Annotated in this window: 10 protein-coding genes and 1 tRNA gene; 4 read left to right on the forward strand and 7 right to left on the reverse strand. The window is 60.0% G+C overall.

The window, feature by feature from the left end; genetic code table 11:
* Position 1: 1 nt before the first annotated feature.
* The 3 genes from V7650_RS03070 to V7650_RS03080 all read right to left on the reverse strand — a co-directional run bounded on the left by V7650_RS03070 (position 2) and on the right by V7650_RS03080 (position 4,947).
* Entirely contained in the window at positions 2-2,518 is a 2,517-nt protein-coding gene (locus V7650_RS03070) for an ATP-binding protein (RefSeq protein WP_335654768.1), read from the reverse strand.
* A 44-nt stretch (positions 2,519-2,562) separates the two neighbouring features.
* Positions 2,563-4,722, reverse strand: coding sequence for a putative bifunctional diguanylate cyclase/phosphodiesterase (locus tag V7650_RS03075; protein ID WP_335654769.1), 2,160 nt, complete (start codon positions 4,720-4,722; stop codon positions 2,563-2,565).
* Positions 4,723-4,870: 148 nt separating this feature from the next.
* A tRNA-Pro gene (locus V7650_RS03080) sits at positions 4,871-4,947 on the reverse strand.
* 168 nt (positions 4,948-5,115) lie between these two features.
* Between V7650_RS03080 and thyA the strand changes: the two genes are divergently transcribed.
* The 4 genes from thyA (at position 5,116) to V7650_RS03100 (ending at position 9,754) form a co-directional block, all read left to right on the forward strand.
* Positions 5,116-6,048, forward strand: coding sequence for a thymidylate synthase (gene thyA / locus V7650_RS03085; protein ID WP_442955248.1), 933 nt, complete (start codon positions 5,116-5,118; stop codon positions 6,046-6,048).
* 111 nt (positions 6,049-6,159) lie between these two features.
* Complete coding sequence (locus V7650_RS03090; protein WP_335654770.1) at positions 6,160-7,434, forward strand: 3-methyl-2-oxobutanoate dehydrogenase (2-methylpropanoyl-transferring) subunit alpha; 1,275 nt, start codon at positions 6,160-6,162, stop codon at positions 7,432-7,434.
* Complete coding sequence (locus V7650_RS03095; protein ID WP_335654771.1) at positions 7,422-8,444, forward strand: alpha-ketoacid dehydrogenase subunit beta; 1,023 nt, start codon at positions 7,422-7,424, stop codon at positions 8,442-8,444. Before V7650_RS03090 ends, V7650_RS03095 begins: the two co-directional genes overlap by 13 nt.
* Entirely contained in the window at positions 8,441-9,754 is a 1,314-nt protein-coding gene (locus V7650_RS03100) for a dihydrolipoamide acetyltransferase family protein (protein WP_335654772.1), read from the forward strand. Before V7650_RS03095 ends, V7650_RS03100 begins: the two co-directional genes overlap by 4 nt.
* A 152-nt stretch (positions 9,755-9,906) precedes the next feature.
* Here V7650_RS03100 and V7650_RS03105 read toward each other — a convergent pair whose 3' ends face one another.
* The 4 genes from V7650_RS03105 to V7650_RS03120 all read right to left on the reverse strand — a co-directional run bounded on the left by V7650_RS03105 (position 9,907) and on the right by V7650_RS03120 (position 17,630).
* Positions 9,907-14,988: a hypothetical protein gene (locus V7650_RS03105; protein ID WP_335654773.1), complete on the reverse strand. Its 5,082-nt coding sequence runs from the start codon at positions 14,986-14,988 to the stop codon at positions 9,907-9,909.
* 124 nt (positions 14,989-15,112) lie between these two features.
* Positions 15,113-16,177, reverse strand: coding sequence for a hypothetical protein (locus V7650_RS03110; RefSeq protein ID WP_335654774.1), 1,065 nt, complete (start codon positions 16,175-16,177; stop codon positions 15,113-15,115).
* A 62-nt stretch (positions 16,178-16,239) separates the two neighbouring features.
* The gene (locus V7650_RS03115; RefSeq protein WP_335654775.1) at positions 16,240-16,704 is read right to left on the reverse strand and encodes a hypothetical protein; all 465 of its coding nucleotides are present in this window, start codon (positions 16,702-16,704) and stop codon (positions 16,240-16,242) included.
* Positions 16,705-16,727: 23 nt separating this feature from the next.
* Entirely contained in the window at positions 16,728-17,630 is a 903-nt protein-coding gene (locus V7650_RS03120) for a hypothetical protein (RefSeq protein WP_335654776.1), read from the reverse strand.
* Positions 17,631-17,888 lie beyond the last annotated feature (258 nt).

Here is a 17,888-nt window from a genome sequence, read left to right on the forward strand (position 1 = left end):
TCTATAGCATTGCTGCTTTTTCGCCGGTTTGATCCTCTTCGCTATTTGCGGATCTGGCTTCCAGACAGGTGCGGATATCGTCAACCTGCCGTTCGATTCTTGCAAGATACTCGAACCTGCGGTTCCTGAATTCCGGTTCGGAAATCACTTCGAGCATCGCGCAGGTCTCGACAAGCAGCAGCGCACCGACATTTGCTGCGCCGCTTTTGAAGGCATGGGCATGAAACCGGAAGTCATCGACCGATTCTTCCACGACCGATTTTTTGAAGGATTGCAGTATCTCGCTCGCGTCCTCCAGATAGGCCTCGATTATGGACTGGACGAAGGCTTCATCTCCGATCGAAAGAAGATAGTCCAACTGGGCTGGATCAATGGCCGGCGGAGTCGTTTCGTGTAGTCTGGCATCGATACTGGTGACCACGCCCAAAGGATCGGGTGCAATATTGTTGGTCTTCTGGCGACTTTTCTGATCCGTCTGCGATGCGACCACGGCGATCAACTCCGTGGCTTCGATCGGCTTGGTTATTCGCAAGTCCATTCCCGCATCGAGACATTTCTTCTCGGTTTCAGCAGTGGAGTCAGCTGTCAGGCCGATAATGGGGACATGTTGTCGTGGACCTTCGATCTGTCGCCACAACTTGCAGCATTCGATGCCCCCCATGACCGGCATATTCACATCGAGGAAAACAATGTCAAACAGACCGGTTTCGAGCTGTTCGAGAGCCTGCTCGCCATCGGCAACAACAGTCACTTCGTGGCCCGCGTTGGATAGGATCGTTTCGAGGACCATCTGGTTTGTACGATTGTCATCTGCGATCAGCACGCGAACGGAAGCCGCGCCAGCTGCCTCTGCATCGTGGTTGATTTCGGGGCTCTCGCGCCCACCAGGACTGACAAAGGAACATCCAATTCGCACCGCACTGCGTATGGCGCTGAAATCGGATCCCGCCGGGAGCACGGTCGCGAAAGCCGCCCGAAGTTGAATGTCTTTGAGGTTTCTCTTTTTGCCTTCCTCGAGCAAAACCGGCGGCAATTTCGCATTGCGAAACACAGTCCACAGGGGAGACTGTTCGTCGTGGTCGCGGGCAATGGTTTCGTCGAGCAACGCGATGTCATACCGCTCGAGGCTGCGGCCATTCAAAATCTCTGCCAGGTCATCCGAATGATGATATTGGATATGGTCTATGACGGTGGCTTGATCGCGATCATTGCAGATGGTCGGTACATTGCCGTCGACTGTGACAGACAATATCCGGACGGACGTCTCGTCATCGGAAATTTCTGCCGATTCGACATGCTCGACCGGGAAGGAGAGGGTGAATGTGCTGCCAGCGCCCGGTGCGCTATCGAGAGAAATGTCGCCGCCCATAAGATGGGCCTGCTTCCGGCAGATCGCCAATCCCAACCCGGTTCCGCCGAACTCGCTCGCGATTGAGTCATTGGCTTGTTGGAAAACATCGAATATTTTCTGTTGCGCATCTTTCGGAATTCCAGGTCCGGTGTCGCGTACAGAGACCCACATCTGTTCTTGGCCATACGCCGAGGCAAAACCGCATCTCAAGGTGATCGACCCGGTTTCGGTAAACTTCACCGCATTGCTGGTCAGGTTGATGAGAATATTGCGCAAATAGTCCAGCTGGCCTGCAACGACCCGCTCGCTGCCGGTTTCTGCCTGAAGGATGATGGTCAGATCCTTGGCATCGGCAGCAATCTTCATGATATCGCGCACTTCGGTCAGAATCTCTACGGGCGAGAACGGCCTGGGATCGGGCAATTCGTCGCGGGATTCCGAATGGGCGAAATTGAGCAGTTGATTGATCAGATGCAGCAGATGCCGTCCGGCGGATACGCTTGTGGCGACCATCTGATGCTGCTTCTCCGGCAGCTTCATGTCGAGCAGGTGAGTGCCATAGCCAATGATCGCGTTCAAGGGTGTGCGCAGCTCATGGCTGATACTGGCGAGGAACAGGCTTTTCGCCTTGTTTGCGGCTTCGGCTTCCTCCTTGGCCTGGGATATTTTGGTGATCAGGGTGGAGCAATAGGCGGGTATCACGATCAGGCCGACGAGCAGCCCGATCGACAGCGACGGACTGTTGCGCCAGTAATCAACGGTATAGATGGTGAAGCCGAAAACGGCGGCCGCCATTGCCGACGCCAGGTAAAGCCAGTTGACGCCAAAGCGAAAACCATTGCCGAGGATCACCCAGAGAAGGGCAGGGTAGACCGCGGCAAAACTCTCGCCCCCGATCTGAAAGAGGAAGGCAGCCGCGCCAAAATCTATGCACAGTCCCATGAATCTGCGGAGGTTTGACGGTCGGGGATCGAGGCGATAGGCAATTGCCACGGCGATACTTACAGCGAAATAGATGCCGAAGCCGGTGATGAGACCGGCTGGTCCCCCGAGAATCGCAAAGGATGACCATGCCAGAATGATCAGGACGATCCGGTTTTTGATCATCTCATGTTCGCGGTCGCGCATCTGGCCGTCCATGCCGCTTTTTCGATGGCGGTGGTGCACGTGCGCTCTAGTGGATCGGTCAGCTCTGCTGGCTAGCAACTTGCCTAACCCTTCGCCGCGCGGCTCGGCGGGTCATCTTTTTGCTCACCAAATAATTTGCCCAGATCTTCGGCCCGTTGCGGGCGCGCGATCTTGAAGCCCTGAATTTCGTCACACCCGGAAACACGCAGCAAATCCAGCTGGGCATCATTTTCAACACCCTCGGCAACGACCCGCATATCCAGCGCATGGGCCAAATGGGCGATCGTTCCGATAATCGCGCGGTCTGCGGCGCTGTGCTCGATCCGGGAAATGAAGGTTCGATCAATCTTGAGACAATTTGCCGGAAGGTCCCGCAGATATTGCAGCGAGGAATAGCCGGTGCCGAAATCATCGATGGATATTCCTACCCCGTGACTGCGGATGCGTTGAAGCGTCGCTCGCACTTCCTCATTATTGTCGATCAGCAGTTCTTCCGTGATCTCGATAGTGATCTTGGACGGGGCTATGCCATTTGCCTGGATGTTTGACAGCAATTCATCGCAGATATTCTGGTTCTGAAATTGCCTTGGCGAAACATTGATGGCGACGCGAGGCAGATCAATGCCGCGATCCGCGTAAGCCTTGATCTCGCGGCAGACCTCGCCGATGACCCAGCTGCCGAGGACGTCCATAAGACCGCTTTCGTCGGCAACCCGGATGAACTGGATCGGAAGCAGCCGGCCCCGCTGCGGGTGGTCCCAGCGGATAAGAGCCTCGAGTCCCACATATTCAAGCGTTTTGGCATCGACAATAGGCTGGTACTCGAGCGCAAACTGATTGTGGTTGAAGGCTTCCCGCAATTCATTTTCAAGCGCCGCATCGGCCTGGGCGATCTCGTTCATGTCCTCAGAGAAAAACCGGTGGCAATTTCGACCATTGGCCTTGGCATCATACATGGCCAGATCAGCCATGCGCAGAACTTCCTCATATTCGTCGCCGTCGCTGGGAATGAGACTAACACCGATCGACGCGCTTATTATCTGGCCAACGCCGCTGATTGCATAAGGCTCGCTAATCGCTTTCAAAATCTTCGAGCAGCGCGAATTGATCGAATCAATGCTTTCGAAACGACTCAGGATGATGGCAAATTCGTCACCACCGATGCGCGCCGCAAAATCTTCGGGACTGATTATCTTGGAAATGCGTTCCGCCACTTCGCGCAACAGCGCATCGCCGCTGTGATGTCCGCGGGTGTCGTTGATGATCTTGAAACGATCGAGATCGAGCAGCAGGAGCGCGGATTCGGTCCGCGTTTTCTTGCAGTTTTCGATCGTGGATTTTACGTTTTCTGCCAGAAGGACGCGATTGGGCAATCCGGTAAGCATGTCATGCAGGGCCAAATGGGTCCGGTGTTCCTCGGCGAATTTCCGTGCCGTGATGTCAACTGCGGTGGTGAGGACACCGATTGTCTCCCCCTTGTGATTGAGCAATGGCGATTTGTTGCAGTGAAAGATCAGATCGACACCATCGCTGGTGATCTTCTCTTCATAATGCGGGATGGCCAGACTCGATTTCAGCACGAGGGCATCCCGTCGCCGCGTATTGGCGGCGAGCGTGGGATCGAAATTGTCGGCAAAGTCCATTCCTACCATTTCATCTGGATCCTTGTCGAACAGCGCGGATTGATATGCGTTGGTAAATAGGCATTTTCCCGAGCGGTCAGTGGCGTTGATCATGATCGGAATGGTGTCGATAATTTGTTCGAGCATGCTTTTGCCCGACGATCCTTCGCTGACCATCGCTGTGTCCGACGCGGCATGCTTGCGCCCAATCTCCGACGCTCGCCGCCGCAGAGTGACCGCCTTGTTGCTCTTGGTCAGCAGCGATGACGCGCGGCTGCAGAACTCGACGTGCGACACGGGGCTTTGCAGGAAGTCGGTTGCGCCGGCGTCCAGCGCAGCAAGACGGCACTCGCGGTCCTGATGGGCGGTAATGACAATGGCAGGAACTTCATTGGCGCCCGGCATCAGCCGGACCCTGCGAATGAATTCCGCACCGTTCATCTGGGGCATGCGATAGTCGACGACCATCAAGTCTGCCTTGTTCGTTTGCAGCCACTCGAGCGCTTCAACAGGGTCGGCGAAGGTCACGGCGGAATATTGCTCGCCCATCAGCGTTACGAACTGAGCATAGATTCTCAGATTGGTCGGTCGATCATCGACAATAAGGACGCGCGTGGTCATGATGACAGGCACTACATGCCTATGCTCAAGATAAGGTTAACGCCTGTTTTCGATTCTGCGGTGGCGATTTTCTTTGAAAATGTTACTGGTCTCGGAACGATCACAAGCGGAGAGAGGGGTACATCTGGCTTCAGATCGCCCCCGGCGATGGTCGGGAAGAGAGGATTCGAACCTCCGGCCCCTGCGTCCCGAACGCAGTACTCTACCAGACTGAGCTACTTCCCGATCCGCTTTGCATCTTTGGCGCAAAAACGATGTGCGTCCCTATTTATAATGGAAGCGCAATCGGGGTTCAAGACAATGGTGGAATTCGGTGTCTTGGGCAACAGGCCGGTTGAGCCGCCGCGCTTACAGGTCTAGCGTTGCAAGATTAGAACGGTGGAGAATAGTCGCTTGATTCCCGGACAACATTATGAGCAGCAATATCTCGAATTGATGCGTCAAATCTGGACCCATGGCGATGAACGCGTGGACCGCACCGGCGTAGGCACACGGGCCGTTTTTGGCGTGACCATGCGGTTTGATCTCGGCGATGATGCCATCCCGTTGCTGACGACCAAGCGGGTGTTCTGGAAAACCGCTGCGCGCGAGATGCTCTGGTTCCTGACCGGCGATACCAATATTCGCGAATTGGTCAGGCAGAATGTTCATATCTGGACCGATTGGCCACTCGACAAATACCGCAAGGCGACGGGCGAACAGGTGGATCGCGACACGTTCGAACAACGGATAGCTGAAGATGACGACTTTGCAGCCCGGTGGGGAGACCTGGGTCCGGTGTACGGCAAGCAATGGGTGGACTGGCCCAAGTATACGCCGGCGGAAGGCGGTCTCTTTCGTCGCGAGGAGAAAGGCATCAACCAGATAGCCGCGTTGATCACTGGCATCAGGGATAATCCAGGGTCACGCCGCCATATTTTCACCGGTTGGAATGTCGCGGAGCTGGACCAGATGGCGCTCCCGCCCTGCCATAAGACGTATCAATTCTACGTCTCTCAGGGCAAATTGTTCGGCCTGCTCTATCAGCGCAGCTGCGATCTCGGACTCGGCTTTGCCTTCAATGTCTTCTCTGCAGCGATGCTCATCCGGATGATTGCGCAGCAATGTGATCTGGAGCCTGGCGAACTGGTCTGGAATGGCGGCGATGTCCATCTCTATCTCAACCACGCCAGTCTGGTTGAAGAACAACTGGCACGGCAGCCTTCGGGCACGCCCAGGCTGAAAATCCTGCGGAAGCCCGAATCGATATTCGACTATGGCATCGATGATTTCGCGGTGACCGATTATAGTCCGCAGTCGCACATTTCCGCGCCGGTTGCGGTCTGAGCCTACGAAAGGACAGCGAGATTGACCTAAATTACTTTCTGTAATATTGTAACAGCTCGTTGAACAAATATTGTCGCGTAAAACATGCGTGATTCTTGCTGGAGAGGCCCGATGGCTGAGGAAAGACCCAAAAGCAATTTACCTCCGTTAACCCTGCATGTGCCTGAGCCCAAATTTCGGCCGGGCGACACGGTGGACTATAGCGATCTGGATATCCCCGAAGCCGGTGTGCAGCCCCGGCCGGACACTCACACCGCTCCCAAAGACATGCAGCACATGGTCCACGACATGATCCGCGTGCTGGACGATGACAACAAGGCCGTCGGCCCGTGGGATCCCAAGCTGGATGACGAGACGCTCCTGAGCATGCTGCGCACCATGGTGCAGGTGCGGACCTTTGATGACCGGCTGCATCGCCAGCAACGTCAGGGTAAGACGAGTTTCTACATGAAGTGTACGGGCGAGGAAGCGACATCCGTGGCGGCCACCATGGCTCTCCACGGAGACGACATGTGCTTTCCCAGCTATCGCCAGCAGGGGATCCTGTTCGTCCGCGGTTATCCGATGGTGGAGATGGTCAATCAGATTTTCTCGAACAAGGCCGACAAGCTGAAGGGCCGCCAGCTGCCGATCATGTACAGTTCCCGCGAGCTGAATTTTTTCACCGTCTCCGGCAATCTGACCACCCAATATCCACAGGCAGTGGGCTGGGCGATGGCCAGCGCAAGCAAGGGCGACAGCCGGATTGCAGCGGTGTGGTGCGGCGAAGGGTCGACCGCCGAGGGAGACTTTCACGCTGCCATGACCTTTGCTGCAGTCTATAATGCACCGGTGATCATGAATGTCGTCAACAACCAGTGGGCGATTTCCTCCTTCTCCGGATTCGCGGGTGCTGAGCGGACCACCTTTGCCGCGCGAGGCGCGGGCTATGGCATCGCGGCGCTCCGCGTCGACGGCAATGATCCGCTAGCGGTATATGCCGCCACCCGCTGGGCTGCGGAACGGGCGCGAACCAACCAGGGACCGACCCTGATCGAGCATTTCACCTATCGCGCCGAAGCCCACAGCACCTCGGACGACCCGACGGCCTACCGCAGCGCGCAGGAGCGGGAAGAATGGCCGCTCGGCGACCCGATCATGCGGCTCAACAAACATCTCATCGACCGGGGTATCTGGAGTAGCGAGCAGCAGGAGAAGCTGGACGCGGAATGCCTCGATGCGGTGAAACAGGCGGTTACCGAAGCCGCGAAGAACGGAATTTTGGGTCACGGACTGCATCAGCCGTTCGAGACCATGTTCCAGGACGTGTTTGAAGAGATGCCTTGGCACCTCAGGGAGCAGGCGGATCAGGCGAACAGGGAGCGGGAAATCAAATGGCCGTCATGAACATGATAGAGGCCATCAACAATGGCCTCGAGACAATGATGCAGCGCGACGAGAATGTCGTGATCATGGGCGAGGATGTCGGCTATTTCGGCGGCGTGTTCCGCGCGACGGCTGGCCTGCAGGAAAAATTCGGCAAGACCCGCTGCTTTGACACGCCGATTTCGGAATGCGGGATCATCGGCGCGGCCGTGGGCATGTGTGCCTATGGCTTGCGGCCGGTACCGGAAATCCAGTTTGCCGATTATATCTATCCGGGCATGGACCAGCTGATCTCCGAAGCGGCGCGTCTGCGCTATCGGTCGGCGGGCGAGTTTACCGCTCCGATGACCGTCCGCTCGCCAGTCGGCGGGGGCATTTTTGGCGGCCAAACCCACAGCCAGTCGCCCGAGGCCATGTTTACCCATGTGTCCGGCCTGAAAACGGTGATTCCGTCCACGCCTTATGATGCCAAGGGACTGCTGATTGCCTCGATCGAGGACAATGATCCGGTGCTGTTCCTGGAGCCAAAGCGTATCTACAACGGCCCGTTCACCGGCTATTATGACAATCCGGTCGCGCCCTGGTCGAAATTTGCCGAGTCCGAAGTGCCCGAGGGTCATTATACGGTACCGCTGGGCAAGGCCAAGATCGTCCGTGAAGGCGATGCGGTGACGGTGCTGGCCTACGGCACTATGGTGCACGTCGCCAAGGCCGTGGTCGAAGAGCATGGGATCAATGCAGAAGTCATCGACCTGCGAACGCTGGTGCCGCTCGATATCGAGACCATCGAGAAGTCGGTCAAGAAAACCGGCCGTTGCCTGATCGTTCATGAAGCAACGCGGACCAGCGGCTTCGGTGCCGAGCTGTCGGCGCTGGTGCAGGAACGCTGCTTCTATCATCTCGAGGCACCGATCGAACGGGTGACCGGATTTGATACACCTTATCCGCACAGCCTGGAATGGGCCTATTTCCCCGGACCGGTGCGGATCGGGGAAGCGCTGGAGAAGATTGTCGGGGATTTGAAATCATGAGCAAATATATATTCAACCTGCCGGACATTGGCGAAGGGATTGCCGAGGCGGAAATCGTCAAATGGCATATCAAGGTGGGCGATGTCGTAGCCGAGGATGATCAGCTGGCGGACGTGATGACCGACAAGGCGACGGTGGAGATGGAAGCACCGGTTTCGGGCACGATCACCGCGATTGCCGGGGAAGAAGGCGATATCATCGCGATCGGTTCGATGCTGGTCGAGATCGCGGTCGAGGGGGAAATCGATCCGGAGAAATTGGAAGAATTGGAAGCTTCCGACAATGGTGCGGAAAATGCCAAGGCTGACGCCGTGACGTCAGTGCAAGATGTTGATATTAAAGAGAAAAATACACCATCCGAGCCTGCTGTTGAGAAACAGTCTGAAGCAGCGCCGGCGCCGGTAGAGACCGCAGCCGACACCGCGAGCGAAGCCTCGCAGAGCGAGGGAAACAAGCCGCTGGCGACCCCCGCGGTGCGCAAGCGCGCCGCCGATCTGGGTGTCGATCTCCGGCAGGTGAAGGCACAGGGCGAGCATATCCGGCACAGCGATCTCGACGCCTATCTGAACTACGGATCCGGCGAAGGTTATCGCCCGGCCGGTGCCTCTCGCAAGCGCGAGGACGAGACCATCAAGGTGATCGGCATGCGCCGCAAGATTGCGCAGAATATGGCGGAATCAAAGCGACATATCCCGCATTTTTCCTATGTCGACGAAATCGACATGACCGAACTGGAGGACATGCGCGCTGACCTCAATGCCAATCGCGGCGACCGCCCGAAGCTGACGATGCTGCCGCTGATGATCGTCGCCATTTGCCGCTCCTTGCCGGACTTTCCGATGCTGAACGCGATCTATGACGATGAAGCCGGTGTCGTGACGCGTCACGGCGCGGTCCATCTCGGCATGGCGACCCAGACCGATCAGGGCCTGATGGTGCCGGTGCTGCGCGACGCGCAGGACATGAATGTCTGGCAACTGGCGACCGAAATCGGCCGCCTTGCCGCCGCCGCCCGCGACGGAACGGCAAAAGCCGCGGAATTGTCGGGTTCGACACTGACCCTGACGTCGCTTGGCCCGCTCGGCGGGGTCGCCACGACCCCGGTGATCAACCGTCCCGAAGTGGCCATCATCGGCCCCAACAAGATTGTCGAGCGGCCGGTGATCATCGACGGCGAAATTCATGCGCGCAAGCTGATGAACCTGTCAATCTCATGCGACCACCGGGTGGTCGATGGTTATGATGCCGCCAGCTATGTGCAGGCGCTCAAACATCTGCTGGAAACCCCGGTGCTGCTTTTTGCCGACTGAGGTGCCGAAGGTCTCCGGACTGGTTTTGATTGGCTAGTCGCCGTTAGCGCTGAGCTGGTCGAAGGGCGCTTCTCGGCGATAGGTGTGGTTCGACAAGCTCACCACTAACGGTAACGCGCTGCACCACTCAGGGTATTCCGCAGACTGGTCGCTCAAAGCCCCAGGCTTCCCAATGTCTGCTGATCAAATTTGAGACGGAATGTGATGAATGGTCCGTCCCGGGTGTAGCGGCTTTCCTCGAAATCACGGTCGGCAAAACCGACGACATTATAACCGACCGAAATATAGCCGTTCTTGAACGGGGTGATGCCGACAGACGGTCCGCCGCTATAGGCGATGGTGTCGAAATCGTTGCCGACGCGCGCCGTTGCCTGGCCGCCGATGTCGAGCGTGTCCGACAGATCGAACTTCACGTCCGCGCCGACCACGTTGCTCCATCCTTCGAGATCGTCTTCCCCGAACCGGTCGAACACGTAGCGGCTGCCCCAGAACAGGCCATATTCGCCCGCTTCGCTGAACAGGCCATTGTCTGATCCGACCGGCGCATAGTTGATGCTCAGGCTGTTGATGATGCGCCGCGATGTGACGTCGCCGTCGACGAGCAGCGGAGCCCCGCCAATCGGTCCGGACGCGCCGGCCACCGCATTGCGGACGCGATCTTCGCGGAATTCGAGTTTCTGCAGCCAGGACCATTGGCTGTCGAGCGGGCGATGGGCCCAGCTGGCTTCGGCTTCGATAACCCTGGTGCTGACACCGGTCTGGTCTTCGGCGACGAACATGCTGGCGAGCGCACCGAGGGCGCTGCCTTCGCCGATCTGCTTGAGCAGCGCGGTGGTGAAGCCGTAGCGTTCGCTGATGTCGCCATCGCGATATTCGGCGCGTCCGTTCCAGCTCCAGTCATCGCTGCGGAAGGTGAAACCGGCGGTGACCGCAAGAAAATCCTCGGTCAATGTCGTGCCATTGCCCAGGAAGCCGCCAGCAGCGACCGGCTGCTGTTCGTTGATCACGTCACCGCGATCAAATCCGCCGATGGTTTCGTTGCCGTCCAGCGACACGTCGATGGTCCAGTTCTCATCGAGCGGGATGCTTTGGGTCAGGCCATAAGCGGCAAAGGTACGCGGACCATATTCGCGAATGTCCTGCTGGTTCATGCTGCTGACGACCCGCGCGCCGTTCCACGGCGAGACGTCGACCCCGATCCGTGCGGTGCGGGCGTCGATATTCTCGCCTTCGGCAATTTCATAGGTGCCGATGATCTTGACATCGTCGGTCACGGCGTAGCGAGCCGAGACGGTGTGGCGGGCGGGGAAGTCGATGCTTTCGTCCTGGCCACCAAGAGCAAATTCGGTCTGCGCATCCAGTTCGAGCTTGCCGTCGAACAGCCGCTGGGTGGCGCCGAGCCGGACCAGCGTGGACTGGTTGACAGAGCCGTCGGACAACTGGTCCTGGGCATAGACAATGCCCGCGCGGAACGACGTCTGGTCCGTGCGATATTCCAGTTCCGCGGTGCCGGCGCGGCGGCGGGCATCCGATACCAGGAAGTTTTCCTGGTAGCTGGTGACCGCCAGCGACAGATTCTCGCGGATGCGGACCCGGCCGTCGATGCCGAACTTGCGGGTGCCGCTTTCGGCCGCGTTCAGCTGTCCCAGACCGAATCCGGAGGTCTGGCGACGGACATAGGCCAGAATGTCGAAATTCGCGCCATGATGCTCGGCTTCCACCAGCCAGGCGGTGGCGGTGCGCCCGGTGGCGGTTGCCCCGGCATTTTTCGCCTGGTTGTCGGTGAGGGCCAGTTCCGCCCGCACTTCGGTCTTGAGATCGGGCTGGTAGCGGACATCGACGCCGAGCATATCGGTTTTCACGCTCTGGTTTTCGTCATGGACCGCCGTCGCGCCGATCCGCAGCTTTTCGTCGGCGGTCTGGTAGGTCGCCCGGCCACCGGCGTTCAGATTGCGATCGCCGACGCCCAGCACTTCATATTCGGCGATGATGAATTGCGGGTCGAGGCCACTGCCGCGGCTGAGGATCGGTTCGCGGAAGCGCAAGGTGCCGCCGAGATAGTCGATGTCATAATCGATATGGCGGGTCAGTTCGCGGCGCTCGATGATCCGGTCCGACCGGAGCCGGTCGCGGGTTTCCAGCGTGATCCGTTCACTGTTGGCAAGGATGTCGCGGGTCGACAGTGCATAGGGCCCCGAGAGACCGTTGCCCTGGATTTCCTCGCGGCGGAACCGGTTGGCGGAGTCGGCGGCAAAGGCGTTCAGATGCACCTGTTCGTTGCGATATTCGGCCTTGATGCCGTTGAACGCGCGCTGGTAGCGGGCGAGCTGCGGTTCATCGATGCCCGTCTCATAGTCGCCGAACAGCGCGTAAAACTGGGGCCGCTCGAGCTTCAGGTAGAGCCGGCGTACCGACGCGGCATCATAGCGCTGTTCGCTGCGGTCGGCATAGACGGTGTAATAGCGGCGCGGGTCGATAATGCCCTGGAAACGGGTTTCGTCTTCCTGCTTGTCGCTGTCATAGGCGAGGGTCATCAGCCATTTGCCGGTGACCCGGCCCTTGGCATAGAGCGCGACCCGTCCATCGACGTTGATATTGTCATCATCGTCGACCAGATCCTCAAGCCGCTCGTCGAGGGTGTTGAAGCCAAGCGTGCCGGCAGCAAAGCCGACCACGGTCCAGGGCCGGTTGCCGGGATCGAGCCATGTTGATATCCGCTGGTTCCGTTCCACCTCGCCGTCGCGAAACGGGAAAGAAATGCTGAGCGAACCGGAGGCGGTTGTTGGCGCCAGTTCGATATAGGCGATACCCTCGTCGCCTTCCACCCGCCATACCGGCGCGGCCCGTTCAAGGCCGGCCAGCTGGTTGGCCTGCTGTGCGTCGATTTCAATGGCCGGCGCATAGGGAGCCGGAACCGTGAAGTCGCCCACCATGCCGTGGCGCGCCGGCTTGCCGTCGCGGTCGGTCAGGCGAACCGCGAGAACCGGCCGGGTCACCCCGTCGGCGATCAGGATCGACCGGTCCTTCAGCAGTTCGGCATGGAGCGGGCTGCTGGCATAATGGACGGTTCTATCGAGCTGCTCGACCAGTTTGCCGTCGCGGTCCAGAACCCGCGCGACGAAGACATTGCCGCGGGCCTCGATCTCGATGCCGCGCCAGGTGCTGACCCTGATCGTGCCATCGGCGCTCTTCCTGGTGCCGTCAAAGGCAAGCGGGTTGACCGGCTTGCCGTTGACCGACAGTTCCACCGTCTGTCCGGCATGATGCTGGATCGCGACGCGCAGCGCCTTGACGCGCGGATTGTGATCGGCCTGCGGGAACAGCCACGCGATGCCGGGTTTCCGGCCGGTCAGCCAGTCCTGGCCCGCGCCAGCGGCTTCCGGATCGGAGGCGACTTCGGGCTTGTGATACACCTCGCGCGTGTCGATCGTGCGCGGGGCGACTTTTTTCGCGTAGAAATTCGCGCGTTTCAGCGCGCCGCCCCGGCCCTCGACGAAGCGGGAGATGGCGCTGCCGGCGCTGCGGGTGTTGCGGGCGCAATCGACCGGTGCGCGGTCGGCCGGAAAGGTCGAGGGATCGACCTGGACGACGTGCAGTCCGGGACGCAGTCCCTCGAAATGATAGCGGCCTTCGCTGTCGGTGACGGTGTAGGTTCCGTCCTGGAGCATGACACGGATACCGCCAACCCCGGCAGCGTCACGGGGGCTGACGCCGCATTCGCCGTCGGTGATCCGGCCAATCAGCGTGAATCGGTCGGAAATGCCGTCGCGTTCGATGCGGACAACCGCATCGGTGGTCGGGCTGGTCGTGCCGCGATCGTCGATGGCCGAGGCGAGATTCAGCGCATCACCCGGCGCGGCGTCCTGGCGGACCTCGGCGATATAGGTGAGCAGGCCGCTGCCGGACGGGAGCAGGGGCGGGGCCGCGACGGTAAAATCCTGGCCATTGGGCCGGATGTCGGGGGCAACCAGCTGACCGTTGTAGCGCACGGTATTGGTTTTCAAGCGCATCGCCGCCGGGAGGCGGTCGGAAATGGTGATCTCGCCCGTGCTGCGGGTCGGATCGCTGTTGGTGACGGTGATCCGGTACTGGACGGCGTCTCCCGGCACCGCTTGCGCGGTCGAGGCTGCCTTGGCGATGAACAGCGGCGAGCCGGGGCGGTCCATCGGCACATCGACGCGGACCGGGGCCGGATCGTCCAGAATGATGACGCCGCCGTACGAGCCATCGACAATCGTGAAGGGCAGGCCGTCGGTGCGGCGCAATCCCGTCAGTTGCTGGGGTGTGGCCGCGGACGCAAAGCGATAGGGCGCGGGCGGCTCTACCAGCAGCCGGTAGCTGCCGCGCCGGGCGAAGGGGAAACGGTAGAATCCCTCGCTGAACTCATAAATCGTGCCGCTGCTGTCGGTGACGGTGCTGCCGGTGATGACCGAATTGGGAAATGCGGAAACGCCGTCATCGCCGAAAACCTCGGCCGGCTGTCCGGTAGCCATGTCGATCAGGGTCACGCGGGTGCCCGATATCGGCGTGCCGTCGCCGCTGTCGAACGTTTCACCAAAGGGATCGACGAGAATCGACACCTTGACCCTACCCAGCGGGGTACCAGCGGATTCGCCGATGATCACGTCCAGCGTATCGCACTTGTTGACGGACAGGCGGCAGTCGCCCTGGACCGGATTGGGCGGGATCGCGGCGGTATTGATGAGGCCGACAAACCGGCCGCTATTCGGGCCGGTTTCCGATATCGTGATGATTTCCTGGTCGCCCGCATCGGTCGAGACGGTGATATCAAAGCTGTCGATCAGCGCGGGGTCGAGATTCCGGTTGGGCGCGAGGATCGATATGATCAGCGGCGCGCCGGCGCGAATCTTGTCGGCAGGGAGGATGGTAGCAGGATTTGTCGAGATCCCGGCGAACGCGCCATGCAGTTCGATGGGTATTGCTCCGCCTGATCCCCTGCACATCGTGCCTGGAATGGCGATCCGTTCGGCGCCCGAAGGGTCGCCAAACTGGTAGATCGTGATTTCCGGGGGGGCTTGCGGCGGGGGAACCACCTGGATATCGACCCGGTTGGACGGCCGTGACTGCCTGGTGCCGTCTCTGTCCCACTCGGCCCGGGCAATATTGCTGATCAGCGGCAGGTTCTGTGCCTGCGCGATGGCAAAGTCCGGGGCATGCGGCTGCTCCTCGGCAAACTCGGGCTGTGCGAGTGCCGGTGCGACAGGCGCGGTCAAGGCGCATGCAGCAGCTGCCAGGCCAAACGGCCGGAAAAGGCTGGTCAGAAATCCCATGGATCAAGCAGAAAGCTGGCGGCCGGCAAACGCATGAACGCCTGCCTGCCGCCAGTTTTGCTATGGTCTAGTCAACGGTGACGCGGAAGATCATCGCACGGTTGGTGCCGGCCGAGATGTCGGACAGGACACCGGTGACGGTCGGATCGGCAAAGCTGCCACCCGCAACGCCGCCCGTACAGGTCTGCGTCTGCGGCGGACCAGCCGTGATCGTCGCCGTAGCGTCGATCAGAATGGACCCGGTGACAAAGGTGATGCCGTTGCCGCCCACGTCGGCCGGTAGCGTATCGGTGATCGTCACACCGGTCGCCGTCGCCGAACCGGCGCCGTTGGCCACCGAAATGCAATATTCGATGACCGCGCCGGGAATGGCCTTCGGATTGGCCGATCCAAGAGGATCGCTGACCACCCGGCTCGACTTGAACACCGAGATATTGGCCGCTGCGACCTCATAGGTGTCGGTTGCGCTGTGGCGACCGTCGCCGGCAATGTCGCCGCTGGCGGTGCCGGAGCCGTCGGCAAAGACGTTCTGGACCACGGTGGCATCATCCACATCGCCGCTGTTGTTGACAAAGGCGACGCCGGTGGCTGCATTGGCTGCCTGGCCGATCAGCACGATATCGGCGAGGTCGCCGGTGACGATGCCGGTCGGGATGTTGGCGACCGCGTGAACGGTAACCGTGACATCTTCCGCAAGGTTGTCGATCGAGCTGATCAACGTGTCGCCGCCATCAAAAATGCCGTTGCCGTCATCAAGATAGAAGGTGATCGGCCCGGTGACGTTGAAATCGTCGCCGCCCAGCTGTTCCGCGCTCAGCAGCACGTCGATGGTGTCGTTGGTCTGGTTGCTGACGGTATAGGTCACGGCCTGCTGCGTGGCCCCTGGCGCAACGGTGGTGTTCGACGTGTCGCTCTTGGCGATGACAAGATTGACTTCGCGGTCGACGACGAAAACGTCGCTGTCGGTGGACGCGGTCTGCGCGGTTCCGCCGACATTGAAGGCGACGCTCACATTGTTCGTAATGCTCGTTCCTGCATTAGTTCCCAAATCTGCAGCGAACGCCGGGTTTGCACCCAGCGCCGCTACAGAAATGGTACTAGTGGCAACGAGAAGTTTCAGTATACTGGTCATAACTGTCTCCTGTTTCACTTAAATTGGATCGCCAAACCCGCGACGATCCGGTACGGTTGCGGTCACTTCACTGTGCCACGAAATACCAACTTCCCCCCTGATCCTGCTGAAATAGAACGATTAAACTTCCATTTCACATGAGTGACATCGGTCATCAGGGCGGGGCGGACATCGCCATTCTCGCCAAGATAGGTGAGGGCCGAAAGCGGGCCCCAGCTCTTGCCGCCGTCAACGGAGACAAGTTCGGTGCCGTCGGCGGTGCCGTTGAACGCCACTGCCTTGGGCAGCGGGTTGGTGACGGAAAAATCGGTGGCCGGCGCGTTGCCGACGTTGCGATAGTTGACGACGAACACCAGCTTGTCGCCGGGGGTGACGGTTTTCGGCTGCTCGAGCACCAGCGCGGTGGTGCCGTTGGGCTTCGCCACCTTGCGCTCGACGAACACGTCGCTCGACAGGCTGACATTGTTGGCCGCCATGGCGGCGCCCGGCAGCAGCAGGGCAATGGCGCAGAAAAGTCTTCCGATCATGTTGTGATACCCCCCGGTTGCGTTCAGTCGATGGTGACTTGAAAGGTGATGGTCCGCGTCTGGCCGCCAGGCACGGTGCCAAGCGCAACGGCGATCTCGCTGCCGGCGAAGGATCCGGCATCGCCATCGCCCGCCGCATCGCCGAGGGCGGTGCCATCGAGCGTCAGGCTCTCGGCCTGGTAGCTGGTGGCGGCGGGGATCGTGTCGCGGATGGTGAGATTGGCGATGTCGCCGCTGCCGACGGTGGTCGCGACGAGCTGGTAGCGGATGACCGCGCCGGGCACGGCCTCGCTGCCGCCGAACGGATCGGTGATGGTGGCGCTCTTGACGAGCGTGACCTCGGTCGCCCGGACGACGAAGAAGCCGCTGTCGGTGCTGCTCGCGCCGGTGGTGCCGGTGACCGCGTCGCTGCCGCCGTCGCCCAGTCCGGCGAACACGGTGCCGGGGGTGCCGCTGCCGGTGACGGCGGTGGCGGAAAGCGCGATTTCGGCCCGATCGGTATCGGTGACCGAGGCGGGGATCGACGAGAGGATGAAGACGGTGACGCTTTCGTCCGGGGCGAGCAGCGGATCGTTGCTGCCTGGCGTGTAGACGGTGTCGACGCCGGCATCGTAGACGCCGTTCCCGTTGCTATCGAGGACGATCTGCTCGAACAGCGTGTCAAATGCATCGCCGGGGCGCGCGGTATCGGCGGCGAGGGTGAAGGCCTCGGAGCCGTTGCCGCTGTTGGTCACCTGATAGGCGAGGACCTGTCCGGTCGCGCCGCTGGCGACCGGGACGTCGCCGGGGTCGCTGGCCTTCACCATGACGTCCAGCAGTTCGTCCACCTTGATGGTGACCGTGTTGGAATCGATCGTCAGCGGAGCGCCGCCGCCGGGCTTGTCATAGGTCGCCTGGGCGACGTTGAGGATGTCGGTGCCGGCCACGGTCCCTGCAGCCTGGGCTGCAGAGGGAGCCAAGAACAGGCTCGCGCCTGCCAGCGCAACCGCCCAGGGGCGATGGCGAACAGGGTGTGCGAGCGCGCTTGAAGGGCGGCGAAATATCTGCTGGTCTCTGTATTTCATGCCGTCCCTATGACGAAGAAAGGCAAATATTTCGTAAACGTCCGATAAATGACGTCATGGATATTTTATGTTTGGGAGGCGCGGAAATCTGCAGAAAAATATGGTTTAGAGAAGCTGCGC

This window comes from Parasphingorhabdus sp., assembly GCF_036964565.1.
Taxonomy (GTDB): Bacteria; Pseudomonadota; Alphaproteobacteria; order Sphingomonadales; family Sphingomonadaceae; genus Parasphingorhabdus.